Source organism: Azoarcus sp. Soil_N_20, assembly GCF_057656155.1.
Genome location: NZ_JBDGKX010000002.1, coordinates 425,376 through 438,555, shown reverse-complemented (window position 1 = coordinate 438,555; position 13,180 = coordinate 425,376). Strand labels below are relative to the sequence as shown.

General features: G+C 65.8%; 12 protein-coding genes. 8 read left to right on the top strand and 4 right to left on the bottom strand.

Going from position 1 to position 13,180, the window contains the following annotated elements; genetic code table 11:
- The first annotated feature begins 6 nt into the window (after window positions 1-6).
- From AC3A35_RS06550 to guaD, 4 genes are all read left to right on the top strand, one after another.
- Entirely contained in the window at window positions 7-744 is a 738-nt protein-coding gene (locus AC3A35_RS06550) for a flagellar assembly protein FliH (protein WP_487435154.1), read from the top strand.
- Window positions 744-2,144 (top strand): flagellar protein export ATPase FliI, encoded by a 1,401-nt coding sequence (fliI, locus tag AC3A35_RS06545; RefSeq protein WP_487435153.1) that lies wholly within the window; start codon window positions 744-746, stop codon window positions 2,142-2,144. The genes AC3A35_RS06550 and fliI overlap by 1 nt, the downstream gene beginning before the upstream one ends.
- A 63-nt stretch (window positions 2,145-2,207) precedes the next feature.
- Window positions 2,208-3,296, top strand: a complete 1,089-nt coding sequence (locus tag AC3A35_RS06540) for a BMP family ABC transporter substrate-binding protein (RefSeq protein WP_487435152.1) — start codon at window positions 2,208-2,210, stop codon at window positions 3,294-3,296.
- Window positions 3,297-3,471: 175 nt separating this feature from the next.
- Window positions 3,472-4,764, top strand: a complete 1,293-nt coding sequence (gene guaD / locus AC3A35_RS06535; protein WP_487435151.1) for a guanine deaminase — start codon at window positions 3,472-3,474, stop codon at window positions 4,762-4,764.
- 21 nt (window positions 4,765-4,785) lie between these two features.
- Here guaD and AC3A35_RS06530 read toward each other — a convergent pair whose 3' ends face one another.
- Together AC3A35_RS06530 and AC3A35_RS06525 are read right to left on the bottom strand one after the other, a co-directional pair.
- Window positions 4,786-6,273 (bottom strand): methyl-accepting chemotaxis protein, encoded by a 1,488-nt coding sequence (locus tag AC3A35_RS06530; RefSeq protein ID WP_487435377.1) that lies wholly within the window; start codon window positions 6,271-6,273, stop codon window positions 4,786-4,788.
- Window positions 6,274-6,297: 24 nt separating this feature from the next.
- Window positions 6,298-6,825: a PAS domain-containing protein gene (locus AC3A35_RS06525; RefSeq protein WP_487435150.1), complete on the bottom strand. Its 528-nt coding sequence runs from the start codon at window positions 6,823-6,825 to the stop codon at window positions 6,298-6,300.
- A gap of 180 nt (window positions 6,826-7,005) precedes the next feature.
- On the opposite strand from AC3A35_RS06525, the gene rfbB reads away from it, so the two are divergent.
- The 4 genes from rfbB to rfbC are packed head-to-tail and all read left to right on the top strand — an operon-like array spanning window position 7,006 to window position 10,392.
- Entirely contained in the window at window positions 7,006-8,079 is a 1,074-nt protein-coding gene (rfbB, locus tag AC3A35_RS06520; protein ID WP_487435149.1) for a dTDP-glucose 4,6-dehydratase, read from the top strand.
- Complete coding sequence (rfbD, locus tag AC3A35_RS06515) at window positions 8,076-8,963, top strand: dTDP-4-dehydrorhamnose reductase (RefSeq protein WP_487435148.1); 888 nt, start codon at window positions 8,076-8,078, stop codon at window positions 8,961-8,963. The genes rfbB and rfbD overlap by 4 nt, the downstream gene beginning before the upstream one ends.
- Complete coding sequence (rfbA, locus tag AC3A35_RS06510; RefSeq protein ID WP_487435147.1) at window positions 8,960-9,847, top strand: glucose-1-phosphate thymidylyltransferase RfbA; 888 nt, start codon at window positions 8,960-8,962, stop codon at window positions 9,845-9,847. Before rfbD ends, rfbA begins: the two co-directional genes overlap by 4 nt.
- Window positions 9,847-10,392: a dTDP-4-dehydrorhamnose 3,5-epimerase gene (gene rfbC / locus AC3A35_RS06505; protein WP_487435146.1), complete on the top strand. Its 546-nt coding sequence runs from the start codon at window positions 9,847-9,849 to the stop codon at window positions 10,390-10,392. The genes rfbA and rfbC overlap by 1 nt, the downstream gene beginning before the upstream one ends.
- 22 nt (window positions 10,393-10,414) lie before the next feature.
- Here rfbC and AC3A35_RS06500 read toward each other — a convergent pair whose 3' ends face one another.
- Window positions 10,415-11,872, bottom strand: coding sequence for a mannose-1-phosphate guanylyltransferase/mannose-6-phosphate isomerase (locus AC3A35_RS06500; protein ID WP_487435145.1), 1,458 nt, complete (start codon window positions 11,870-11,872; stop codon window positions 10,415-10,417).
- A gap of 189 nt (window positions 11,873-12,061) precedes the next feature.
- On the bottom strand, window positions 12,062-13,165 hold the full coding sequence (locus AC3A35_RS06495; protein WP_487435144.1) for a nucleotidyltransferase family protein: 1,104 nt from the start codon (window positions 13,163-13,165) through the stop codon (window positions 12,062-12,064).
- Window positions 13,166-13,180 lie beyond the last annotated feature (15 nt).

Here is a 13,180-nt window from a genome sequence, read left to right as displayed (position 1 = left end):
CGGGCAATGAGCATCTCGCGCCATCAGGCCGTGGGCGCCTATCAGCGCTGGGATCCGCCCTCGTTCGACGATGCACCGGCAGCGCCCGTGCCGGAACACGACCCGGCCGCGCCCGCCGAAGCGGACTCCGGACAGGTGTCGCAACCGCCGACGATGCCGTCGCTGCCGGCCGATTTCAAGCTGCCGACCGCGGACGACATCGAACGCATGCACGAGGAAGCACACGCTGCGGGCCACGCCGAGGGCTATGCCGCAGGTCATGCCGCCGGGCTCGAAGCCGGGTGCAAGGCCGGCTATGCCGACGGCAAGGCGCGCGTCGAGGCCGAAGCCGAGCGTTTGCATGGCCTGGCCGACGATCTCGATCAGGCGCTCGGCCACCTCGATACCGAGGTCGCCGAGGATCTGCTCGCCCTGTCGATCGAGATTGCCCGCCAGGTGCTGCAGCACACCCTCGCCGCGCATCCGGACGGCATCGTCGACACCGTACGCGCCGCACTCGCCCAGTTGCCCCAGGCCCATGCCCAGATCCGGCTCCACCCGGACGACCTCGCACTGATCCGCGAACATCTCGGCGAACAACTCGGCCACGGCGGCCACCGCCTGATCGAGGACAGCGGCATCGCACGCGGCGGCTGCCGGGTGGAAGCCTCCGGCGCCCAGATCGATGCCACCATGGAAACCCGCTGGCGCCGCGTGCTCGAGAGCCTCGGCCGCAGCAACGCGCGCTGGGTGGTGGAGGACTGATGCAACGTCACGGCGAAACCTGGCGCACCTTCCTGCAGGACGGCAAGCGCCTGGTCGAGGGCGCGACCCCGTTCCAGAGTGCGGGGCGCCTGACCCGCATCAACGGTCTGGTGATGGAGGCGGCCGGTCTGCGCCTGCCGCTCGGCTCGGGATGCATGGTGCTGGCGCCCGGGGGCGGCTATGTCGAAGCGGAAGTCGTGGGCTTCAACGGCGAAAAGCTGTTCATGATGCCGACCGACGACGTGTTCGGCCTCGCCCCCGGCGCCCAGGTGTTGCCGATGGAGGTGAGCCAGCCGCGCCTGGTCCCCGGCAAGCCGCTCGGGCCGCGACGGCGCGCATCGGACCGGGCCAAGCACCTGCCGGTGGGCAACGCCCTGCTCGGCCGGGTAATCGACGGTGCCGGCCGTCCGCTCGACGCCCTCGGCCCGCTGCAGACGGTGGAGACCCGCTCGCTGCAGGGGCGCCCGATCAACCCGCTCAACCGGGCGCCGATCCGCACCCCCCTCGACGTCGGCATCCGCGCGATCAACAGCCTGCTCACCATCGGCCGCGGCCAGCGGCTCGGCCTGTTTGCCGGCTCGGGGGTCGGCAAGTCGGTGCTGATCGGCATGATGGCGCGCTATACCGAAGCCGATGTGATCGTGGTCGGCCTGATCGGCGAACGAGGTCGCGAGGTCAAGGAATTCATCGAGCACAGCCTCGGCAGCGTCGGCCTCGAACGCTCGGTGGTGGTTGCCGCACCGGCCGATACCAGCCCGTTGATGCGGCTGCAGGGCGCCGCCTATGCCACCACGATCGCCGAGTATTTTCGCGATCAGGGCAAGCAGGTGTTGCTGGTCATGGATTCGCTGACCCGTTATGCCATGGCCCAACGCGAAATTGCCCTCGCCATCGGCGAGCCCCCCGTCACCCGCGGCTATCCGCCGTCGGTATTCGCCCGCATGCCGGCACTGGTGGAGCGCGCCGGCAATGGACCGGAGGGTGGCGGCTCGATCACCGCCTTCTACACCGTGCTCGCCGAAGGCGACGATCAGCAGGATCCGATCGCGGATTCCGCGCGCGCGATTCTCGACGGTCACATCGTGCTCACCCGCGCACTTGCCGACCAGGGCCACTACCCCGCGATCGACATCGAACAATCGATCTCGCGCGCCATGCACAACATGGTCGGCGACGAGCACTTCAACAAGGTACGCCAGTTCAAGCAACTGTTCTCGCGCTACCAGCGTTCCCGCGACCTGATCGCGGTCGGCGCCTATCAGCCCGGTGGCGACCCGCTGCTCGATCTCGCGGTCAACGCCTACCCGCAACTGGAAGCCTTCCTCCAGCAACGCATCGACGAGCGCGAGGACTACATCGGCGCCGGCAACAAACTGAATCAGCTGTTCGCGGGGCGCTGAGGCCAGGACCCGCGTTATGATGCCGGCCAGGCTCAACCCCCGAGGTCCGGAAGGAGAACCCGCATGACTCGACGCCGTCACTTCGTGCTCACGGCCGCAGCGCTCGTCCTTGCCGCCACCCTGCCGGTCGGCGCGGAGGCACAGGAACCAGCCAGGATCGGATTCGTGTACGTCAGTCCGATCGGCGACGCCGGCTGGACCTTCCAGCACGACGAAGGCCGCAAGGCGCTGGAAAAGGCGCTCGGCGACAAGGTCCAGACCAAGTACGTCGAGAACGTCACCGAAGGCGCCGATGCCGAGCGCGTCATCCGCGGATTCGCCGCCAGCGGCCACAAGATCGTGTTCGCCACCAGCTTCGGCTACATGAACTATGTCGAGCGCGTCGCCAGGCAATTTCCCGCGGTCACCTTCCTGCATGCCACCGGCTATAAATCGGGCAAGAACTTCGGTACCTACAACGCCCGCTTCTACGAGGGCCGCTATCTGAACGGCGTCATCGCCGGCAAGATGACCAAGTCCAATGTGCTCGGCTACGTGGCCGCGTTCCCGATTCCGGAAGTGCTGCAGGGCATCAACGCCTTCACCATGGGCGCCAGGAGCGTCAACCCCAAGGCCGAGGTGCGGGTGATCTGGGTCAACACCTGGTATGACCCGGGCAAGGAACGTGACGCGGCGATGACCCTGATCAGCCAGGGCGCCGATATGCTCACTCAGCACACCGACTCCACCGCCGTGGTCCAGGCCGCAGAAGAAAAAGCCATCCACGCCTTCGGCTACCACTCCGACATGTCCCGTTACGGCCCGACGGCACAGCTCACCGCCACCACCCACCACTGGGGCGAGTTCTACACCAGAACCGCGCAGGAGGTGCTCGCCGGCACGTGGAAGCCGACCGCGGTCTGGGGCGGGTTCAAGGACGGCATGATCCGCCTCGCCCCGCTCAGTCCGGCCGTGCCTGCCGCGGTCAGGAAGACGGTCGCCAACCTCGAGCGCAAGCTCAAGGCCGGCACCTTTCACCCGTTCACCGGCCCGATCGTCGACCAGTCCGGCACCGAACGCCTGGCCGCGGGTGCGGTCATGGATGACGGCGCGCTCGGCAAGATGGATTTCTTCGTCGAGGGCGTGGCGTCGAAGCTGCCCAATACAAGATAAATCACTGGATCGGCGACAACGCTTGCCGTAGGACCGACTTCAGTCGGCCGCAGGTGCCAATGTCCGGTGCTTGTGCCCGGATCGCCCCCTGCGGCGAGCTGAAGCCCGCCCTGCCGGGCCGGTGCCCGGAATGGGCACCTGACTCCGATATCCGTACCGACGAAGGCGCCTGACGATGACCACACCCCTCCATGCCGTGCGCGGCGAACTCCTCCACTTCACCGCCGATCCGGCCGATGCCGGCGCGGCGGCGCTCGTCCACGTCGCCGACGGCCTGCTCCTCATCGATGGCGGCCGTGTCGCCGCATGCGGCCCCGCCGAGGCCCTGCTCGGCACCCTTCCGACCGACGCCCGCATCACCGACTACCGCGGCAAGCTCGTGATGCCGGGCTTCGTGGACACCCATGTCCATTACGCCCAGATCGACATCATCGCCAGCCATGGCGAGCAACTGCTCACCTGGCTGGAAAAATACACCTTCCCCGCCGAGCGCCGTTTCGCCGATCCGGCACATGCCGCCGAGGTCGCCGGCTTCTTCTGCGACGAACTGCTGAAGAACGGCACGACCACCGCGCTGGCCTTCGCCACCGTACACCCGGCCTCGGTCGACGCCCTGTTCGAGGCGGCGCAGCAGCGCCGCATGCGGCTGATTACGGGCAAGGTGCTGATGGACCGCAACTGCCCGGACTTCCTCGCCGACACGGCCGCAACCGGCTATGCCGAATCGAAGGCACTGATCGACCAATGGCACGGCCGCGATCGCCTGCTGTACGCCGTCACCCCGCGCTTCGCAGCCACCTCGAGCCACGAGCAGATGTTGCTGGCTGGACAGTTGTACGCCGAGCACCCGGGGGTCTACCTGCAGTCGCACGTGGCCGAGAACCGGGCCGAAGTGGCCTGGGTCGCCGAACTGCATCCGGACGCACGCAGCTACCTCGACGTCTACGACCGCTACGGTCAGCTCGGTCCACGCAGCGTGTACGCCCACTGCATCTGGATCGACGACCGCGACCGCCGGCGCATGGCCACGACCGGCGCGGCGATGAGCTTCTGCCCGACCTCGAACCTGTTCCTGGGCTCGGGCCTGTTCGACCTCGATCAAGCGCACGCACTGGGGGTGCGGATCGGGATCGGCACCGACGTCGGCGGCGGCACCAGCTTCTCGATGCTGCAAACGCTGGGTGAAGCCTACAAAGTGCTGCAGCTCAAGGGACAGCACCTGTCGGCGGAGCGGGCGTTCTATCTGGCTACGCTCGGGGGGGCGCGCAGCCTATACCTCGACGATCGCATCGGCAATTTCGAACCCGGCAAGGAAGCCGATTTTGTCGTTGTCGACCCGCAGGCCACCGCGCTGATCGCCCGCCGCATGGCCCTGGCGAACACCGTGGCCGAGCGCCTGTTCGTGCTGATGACGCTGGGCGACGACCGTTGCGTGGCGGCAACCCACATACTCGGAGAGCCGGCCTGACCGCCACCCGCGGCACCCGCTTCAGACGCCGTGCTTCTCGGTCACCATCTGGCTGATCAGGCGGATCACGTCGCGGCTGCCGGCCTCGGCACTCTCCATCGCGGTCACGATGCGCTCCCGGGATTCGTCCTCGTTGACCGAATCGGTCCTGATCCCCGCGAGCGCGCGATGCACCGAGTCGTGCACCTTCGCGTGCGGTTTGTCGAGTTCGGCAAACCCGCGCGTCGAGCCGAACAGCGACTTGCCCGTACCGTCGTAGTACCACTTGCCCAGCCGGCAATCGTGGTGATCGATGGCGATCGCGGCCGCCTCCTCGCCTTCACCCTTTGCTTCCATCGACACATAGGCGTTCTGCATGTAGATGATGTGATCCATCTTCACCAGCGAGGCAAACGAGAAATCCTTCGCCCGGTCGAGATGCTCGATCGTCGCCTCCGCCGATGAGGCCACCGCCGCGAACCGTTCACGGAAGGTCGCAACCTCGCCACTCACCCGCGCGCTCTGCTCGCCCACGGCCGCGGTTTGCTCGACCATCGCCTCCACCCGGCCGCGAAAGCCCTCGATGATCTGGCTGATCTCGGTGGTGGCGGCCTTGGTGCGCTCGGCCAGCTTGCGCACCTCGTCGGCCACCACCGCGAAGCCGCGTCCGACCTCTCCCGCGCGTGCCGCCTCGATGGCCGCATTGAGCGCCAGCAGATTGGTCTGATCGGTGATCTCGGAAATGATGTGCACGGCGCGCCCGATCGTGGTGCTCGCCTCGCCGAGTTCGCCTGCCGCGCTCGTCATCGTCTGCATGCGCTCGTTGATCCCCTCCAGGGCCTCTCCGATGCGGCCCATCTCTGCGCGACTGCGGGTGGCGCCCTGACGGTTTTCTTCCGCGATCCCGACCACGCCGTCCATCTCGTTCGACACATGGATCAGGTCGGCCTGGTTTCCCTTCAGGTTGCGCAGCAGATTGACGGTATTGAGCGCATGCAATTCGGCCCCGAGACGATGCTGCGCCACGAAGCGCGCGTTGTCTTCCATCCCCTGGATGGCCCCGTTGATGTTGTCCAGCGACGATGCGAACTCCCCCGGCAGCCCGTGCACCAGCCCCCGGCGGTAGTACTGTCCCTCGCCCACCAGGCGAAAACAGGTGGTGATCTCCTTGAAGTAGGTTTCGACGAGATCGAGGAATTCATTGAACTCCCAGGCCACCTTGCCCACCTCGCCCAGCCCTGCGGTGTGGGTGATGCGCTGGTGCAGATTGCCGTCGCGACAGGCAAGGATCACCTCCTCCATCCGGTTCAGGGTGGCGAGCGGGCGCTGAAAACGGCGCCAGGCATAGATGCTGAAACCGATCGCCAGCACCGGAATCACCACCACCGGCCCGTCGATGCCGTGCAGCCAGGTCTGCCACCCGGCCAGCGCGGTCGTCAGGGCGACGAAGACCAGACAGTAGATGAGAAACTGGCGGTCGAGAAACGGCGCCCGGCCGCTGGTGCCGTTGGTCGTCGTGCGCAAAGTCATGTCGGTCAAGGGGTTCTCCGCGGCTCAGGCTTGATACAGCGCGAGCACGAACTTGTCATAAGTCGTGTTCTGGTCGGCAATCATCTTCTTGAGCAAGGCCATCGAGGCATCGGGCGCGCTCGCCGGGCCGGCCTCGCGCTCGGCCCGCATCATCGCCTCATACACCGGGATCACCGCCCGCACGGCGCTGGCAGGCGGCGGCCGACGCACCGAGAAGTAGCCGGTCGTGCGCCCCGCGCCATCCATATCGGGGGTCACGTTGGCGAACACCCAGTAGAAACTCCCGTCGGAGCTCATGTTCTTCACCAGGCCGAAGAACTCGCGTCCGCCCTTCAGCGTTTCCCACATGAAGCGATACACCCCGCGCGGCATGTCAGGGTGGCGCACGATGTTGTGCTGCACGCCCAGCAAGTCGCGCTCGGGGAAATTGGAGATGCGCATGAAGGTACGATTGGCGTAGGTGATCCGCCCGGTCAGGTCGGTCTTGGTCACGATCATCTCGTCGGCCCCGAGACGGACTTCCTGCTGGGTCGGCGTAATCCTGTTCTTCAATCCTGTCTCCGTCGGTCGTCGGCGCCCGGGCCATGCGCCCGGGCACCCGTGTAAGGTGGATTATCGGCAGATCGACGGGAAACTTCAGTGGCACGATACACAGCCTTGCAGCCTTTCCCGGATGCAATGCACGGCCGCGATGCGATAGTATGGCCATCGCTTTTCTCCGAGGGTTTTTCCGTGATTCTGGTAACCGGTGGCGCAGGTTTCATTGGTGGCAATTTCGTCCTCGACTGGCTGGCCGCTTATGACGAGCCGGTGCTCAATCTGGATGCGCTCACCTATGCGGGCAACATGGAAACCCTGAGCGCGCTCGCCGGCGATCCGCGTCATGTGTTCGAGCGCGGCGACATCTGCGACCGCAGCCTGGTCGACCGTGTGCTGAACACCTGGCGGCCGCGGGCGATCGTGCATTTTGCCGCAGAAAGCCATGTGGACCGCTCGATCCATGGTCCGGGCGAATTCATCCGCACCAATGTCGAAGGCACCTTCACCCTGCTCGAGGCCGCACGCACCTACTGGACGGCGCTCGACGGCGACGACAAGGCGGCGTTCCGCTTTCACCACGTCAGCACCGACGAAGTCTATGGCTCGCTCGGGCCGCACGACGCTCCATTCACCGAAACCCACCCCTACCAGCCCAACAGCCCGTATTCGGCGAGCAAGGCGGCGTCAGACCACCTGGTGCGGGCCTGGTTTCACACCTATGGTTTGCCGGTGGTCACCACCAACTGCTCGAACAACTACGGCCCCTATCACTTTCCCGAAAAGCTGATCCCGCTGATGATCGTCAACGCGCTCGCGGGCAAACCGCTGCCGATCTACGGCGACGGCCAGAACGTGCGCGACTGGCTGTACGTGAAGGACCACTGCAGCGCGATCCGTGAAGTGCTCGCGCGCGGCCGCGTCGGCGAAACCTACAACATCGGCGGCTGGAACGAAAAACCCAACCTCGAGATCGTGCATACCGTCTGTGCGCTGCTCGACGAGCTGCGCCCCGATCCGGCCGGCAGCTACAGCCGCCTGATCACCCATGTGAAGGACCGCCCCGGGCACGACCGGCGCTATGCGATCGACGCACGCAAGGTCGAGCGCGAGCTGGGCTGGCGCCCGGCGGAGACCTTCGAAACCGGTATCCGCAAGACCGTGGAGTGGTATCTGGCCAACCCGGCGTGGGTCGCCAACGTGCAGAGCGGCGCCTACCGCGAGTGGGTATCGGCCAATTACGGCGGCCGTGACGAGGCGATGGCGTGAAGATTCTGCTGCTGGGCAAGAACGGTCAGGTCGGCTGGGAACTGCAGCGGGCGCTGGCGCCGCTGGGCGAAGTGGTGGCGCTGGACCGCCATGGCGCACCGGGCCTGTGCGGCGATCTCTCCGATCTGCACGCGCTGCGGGCCACGGTCGACACGGTGGCACCGGACGTGATCGTCAATGCCGCGGCCTACACCGCGGTGGACAAGGCCGAAGGCGACATCGGGCCGGCCACGCGGATCAATGCCGCGGCGCCGTCGGTCCTGGCGCAAGCCGCAGCCGAGCGCGGCGCCGTGCTGGTGCATTACTCGACCGACTATGTGTTCGATGGCAGCGGCACGCGGCCGTGGCAGGAGGACGACGTCACCGGACCGCTGTCGGTATATGGCCGGAGCAAACTCGACGGCGAAAATGCAATTCGCGCCAGTGCCTGTGCCCACCTGATCTTACGCACTTCGTGGGTGTATGCGGCGCGCGGCGGCAACTTCGCAAAAACCATGCTGCGTCTGGCTGCGGAGCGCGAACGGCTGACCGTGATTGCCGACCAGTTCGGCGCGCCGACCGGCGCGGATCTGATCGCGGACGTGACTGCCCACGCCGTGCGCGCCGTGCGGAGCCGACCGGAACTGCTCGGGACCTACCATCTGGCCGCCGCCGGCGAGACCTGCTGGCACGGCTACGCGGCCTTCGTGATCGACGAAGCGCGCCGGCACGGCGTGGCACTCCAGGTCGACGAGATCGAACCGATCCCCACCTCGGCCTACCCCACTGCCGCCGCCCGCCCGCACAATTCACGGCTGGATACCACCAGGCTGTGCAACGCGTTTGCCCTTTTTCTGCCGGCATGGCAAACAGGGGTCAGGCGCATGCTCGACGAGACCTTATGACCAAACAACGCAAAGGCATCATCCTCGCCGGGGGCTCGGGCACCCGGCTGCATCCGGCTACGCTGGCCGTGTCCAAGCAGTTGCTGCCGGTGTACGACAAACCGATGATCTACTACCCATTGTCCACCTTGCTGCTGGCGGGGATCCGCGACATCCTGATCATCTCCACCCCGCAAGACACGCCCCGCTTCGAACAGTTGCTGGGCGACGGCCGGCAGTGGGGCATCGAGCTGAGCTATGCAGTGCAGCCCAGCCCCGACGGCCTGGCGCAGGCCTTCGTCATTGGCGAACACTTCCTCGACGGCGGTCCGTCGGCCCTGGTGCTGGGCGACAACCTGTTCTACGGTCACGAGATCGCAAAGGACTTGCGCACCGCCGGCAGCAGCGAGACCGGTGCCACCGTGTTCGCTTACCCGGTGAACGACCCCGAGCGCTACGGCGTGGTCGAATTCGACGCCGAAGGTCGCGCGATCAGTCTCGAGGAAAAACCGGCCAAACCGAAGAGCCGCTATGCGGTGACCGGACTCTATTTCTACGATGCGCGCGTGGTGGAGGTGGCGAAAGCCCTCGAGCCCAGCGCGCGCGGCGAACTCGAGATCACCGACGTGAACCGGCAGTACCTCGAATGGGGCGCACTCGACGTGCAGGTCATGGGCCGCGGCCATGCCTGGCTCGATACCGGCACCCACGAAAGCCTGCTCGAGGCCGGTCTGTTCATCCAGACCATCGAGAAGCGACAGGGGCTGAAGATTGCGTGTCCGGAAGAGATCGCCTGGCGCGCGGGCTGGATCGACAACGCACAGTTGCAGGCGCTTGCCGCGCCATTGGCCAAGAATGGCTATGGTCAGTACCTGAAGCGACTGCTCGAAGACCGGGTGTTCTGATGAGGGTGATCCCGACCTCCATCCCTGAAGTGCTGATCCTGGAGCCGAAGGTGTTCGGCGACAGTCGCGGTTTTTTCCTCGAAAGCTTCAACGCACGCGCGTTTCGCGATGCATGCGGGCTGGACGTGAGTTTCGTGCAGGACAACCACTCGCGTTCGGCGCAAGGCGTGCTGCGCGGATTGCACTACCAGTTGCTGCAGCCTCAGGGCAAGCTGGTGCGGGTGGTACGCGGGCGGGTGTTCGACGTGGCCGTCGATGTTCGCCGCAGCTCACCGACCTTCGGCCGCTGGGAAGGCACCGAACTGTCGGAGGACAACCACCGCCAGTTGTGGGTGCCGGCGGGGTTCGCCCACGGGTTTGTGGTGCTGAGCGAGTCGGCGGACTTCCTGTACAAGACGACGGACTATTACGCCCCCCAGCATGAACGATGCATCGCCTGGAACGACCCTGCGATCGGGATCGACTGGCCGTTCCAGGGCGAACCGCTGCTGTCGGCAAAGGATCGCGAAGGCAAACTGCTTGCCGATGCCGAGGTATTTGCGTAACGGGAGGCCGCTTGCCTGCCGTCTATCCTGCAATCCGCCCGTAGGTATCCTCGAAGCGCACGATGTCGTCCTCGCCCAGGTATCCACCCGACTGCACTTCGATGATCTCCAGCGGCACCTTGCCCGGATTGGCCAGGCGGTGGGTGTGCCCCAGCGGGATGTAGGTCGATTCGTTCTCGCCGAGCAGAAAGGTTCGTTCGCCATTGGTCACTTCGGCGGTACCCCTGACCACGATCCAGTGTTCGGCGCGGTGGTGATGCATCTGCAAACTGAGCGTGGCGCCCGGATTGACCACGATGCGTTTGACCTGGAAGCGCTCGCCGAAGTCGATCGAGTCGTACCAGCCCCACGGGCGATAGACCTTGCGGTGGCTCCGGGTCAGGCTCGAACTCTTGCCCTCGGCCTTGAGCCGCGCCACGACCTTCTTGACGTCCTGGGTGCGGCTCTTGTGCGCCACCATCACCGCGTCCGCCGTCTCCACCACCACCATGTCGTCACAGCCGACTGCGGCCACCAGGCGGTGGGTGGCGTGCACCAGGGTGTTGCGGCTGCCCTCGAACATCACTTCGCCGCGTCCCGCATTGCCTTCGCCATCCTTGGCCGATACGGCCCACAGCGCATCCCACGCGCCCACGTCGGACCAGCCCGCCGATAGCGGCACCACCACGCTTTGGCCGAGTTCGGGCGCGGACTGCAGTTTTTCCATGACCGCGTAGTCGATCGAATCCGGAGGGCAGGCCTCGAACGCGGCCTTGTCGACCCGCAGGAAGTCGGCATCGGCCTTGCGGCCATCGAAGGAGAGCCGGCATGCGGCAGCGATATCGGGACGGAACTGCTCGATGGCCCTGAGCCACACCGAAGCCTTCATCATGAAGATACCGCTGTTCCAGAAGTATTCGGTGCTCGCGACATAGCGCGCGGCGGTATCGGCATCGGGTTTCTCGACGAACTCGGCCAGCACCCGCGCCGTGCCGGTATCGCCCGCCAACGGGCCGACGCGGATGTAGCCGTAACCGGTTTCCGCGCGATCGGGCACGATGCCGAAGGTCACCAGGCGGCCGTTCGCGGCCTGCTCGGCGCCTTCGGCGATCGCGTGCTGAAAGGCGGCCACGTCCAGGATCACGTGATCGGCCGGCATCACCAGCAGCACCGGGTCGTCTCCGGCCGCACCGGCGGCCAGCGCCGCCAGGGTGAGTGCGGGGGCGGTGTTGCGCCCGACCGGCTCGAGCACGATCTGCGCCGACTTCACGCCGATCTGGCGCAGTTGCTCGGCGATGATGAAGCGGTACTCCTCGTTGCTGACGAGCAGCGGCTGCGGATCGACCGCGCCGCCGGCAAAGCCGTTCAGCCGCACCGCGGTTTCCTGCAGCAAGGAGTGCTCGCCGGTCAGCGGCAGCAACTGCTTGGGATAGGACTCGCGCGATGCGGGCCACAGCCGGGTGCCGGAGCCACCCGACAGAATTACCGTCTTGATCGTCATGTTCAGCCACCTTGAGGTCGTTCGACGTTGTTGCGAGCGTCTTGCTGCGCTGGACGCTTCGAATGGAGCGGTGATGGAGCAATGAAAAACTCCATTGCCACTGCGGACAGGCCGCTCGCGGCGCAGCGTCTGCGCCCGCCGGGTCGCCCGTCCCCGCGCCGGGCCCACCCGCCGATAGTGCGTGAAAGCTCAGGCGCGCGCATCCCCCCACCGCAATTTCACCGTTTCGTCTCCTACGTACAGCGTTTCACCCGAGCGATCCACACAGTACTGCGGCGAGATGATCTTGTCCTTGAACAGCTGCCCTTCGCCCAGCCGGGTGTAGTCGAACAGAATGCTCTGTTCCACGCGCGAGCCCGCGCGCAGGTGGCTCCCGTGGCCAATCCAGGTGGGACCGATCACCGACACGCCGGGCTCGATGCGCACGCCCGCGCCGATATACACCGGGCCCACGATCTGCACGCTTTCCCACGCAACCGAGGTATTCAGCCCGACCCACACGCCCGGCTTGATCTCGCGCCCGGGCATGTCCATCTGCGCCACTTCGCCACGCAGCACGCGCTGCAACACCGACCAGTAATCCGTCAGCCGGCCGATGTCGATCCAGTTGAAGAAGCGCTTCTGGGCGAAGAACGGCAGGTCCTGCTCGACCAGCATCGGAAACAGGTCGCTGCCGATATCGAACTCGCGCCCCGACGGAATCAGGTCGATCACCTCCGGTTCGAACAGATAGATCCCGGTGCTCGCAAACGTGGACTTCGCCTCTTCGGGGGACGGTTTTTCCTGGAAGGACCTCACCCGCCCCTCCTCGTCCGCCACCACCACGCCGTAATTCTTGACCTGATCGCGGGGCACATCCAGCGTTACCACGCTCGCCACCGCGCCCTTGTGGCGATGCTCGTCGAGCGCCGCACGGATATCGAGATCGATGATCGCATCGCCGCAGATCACCAGCGTGGTCTCGTCGAAGAAGCCACCAAAATCCTGGATTTTGCGCATCCCGCCGGCCGAGCCGAGCGCCTTGGGCACAATGTCGCCGTGATCGCGCCCACCCTCGTACGAGTAGCCGATCTCGACCCCCCAGCGATGCCCGTCGCCAAAGTAGTTCTCGATCTTGTAGTGGTTGAACGCCACATTGATCATGATCTCGCGGACTCCGAAGCGCGCCAGATGCTCGATCAGGTACTCCATCACCGGTTTGCCCAGTATCGGCACCATCGGTTTCGGCACATTCTTCGTCAACGGGCGTACCCGCGACCCCTGGCCTGCGGCCAGAATCATTCCCTTTGCCACAATCAACTCCTTATC

Excerpts from the sequence above, each read along its gene's own strand:
- rfbC (WP_487435146.1), top strand. The coding sequence starts at position 9,847 with ATGAGGGTGATCCCGACCTCCATCCCTGAAGTGCTGATCCTGGAGCCG.
- AC3A35_RS06550 (WP_487435154.1), top strand. The coding sequence starts at position 7 with ATGAGCATCTCGCGCCATCAGGCCGTGGGCGCCTATCAGCGCTGGGAT.
- AC3A35_RS06500 (WP_487435145.1), bottom strand. The coding sequence starts at position 11,872 with ATGACGATCAAGACGGTAATTCTGTCGGGTGGCTCCGGCACCCGGCTG.
- fliI (WP_487435153.1), top strand. The coding sequence starts at position 744 with ATGCAACGTCACGGCGAAACCTGGCGCACCTTCCTGCAGGACGGCAAG.
- AC3A35_RS06540 (WP_487435152.1), top strand. The coding sequence starts at position 2,208 with ATGACTCGACGCCGTCACTTCGTGCTCACGGCCGCAGCGCTCGTCCTT.
- guaD (WP_487435151.1), top strand. The coding sequence starts at position 3,472 with ATGACCACACCCCTCCATGCCGTGCGCGGCGAACTCCTCCACTTCACC.
- AC3A35_RS06530 (WP_487435377.1), bottom strand. The coding sequence starts at position 6,273 with ATGACTTTGCGCACGACGACCAACGGCACCAGCGGCCGGGCGCCGTTT.
- rfbA (WP_487435147.1), top strand. The coding sequence starts at position 8,960 with ATGACCAAACAACGCAAAGGCATCATCCTCGCCGGGGGCTCGGGCACC.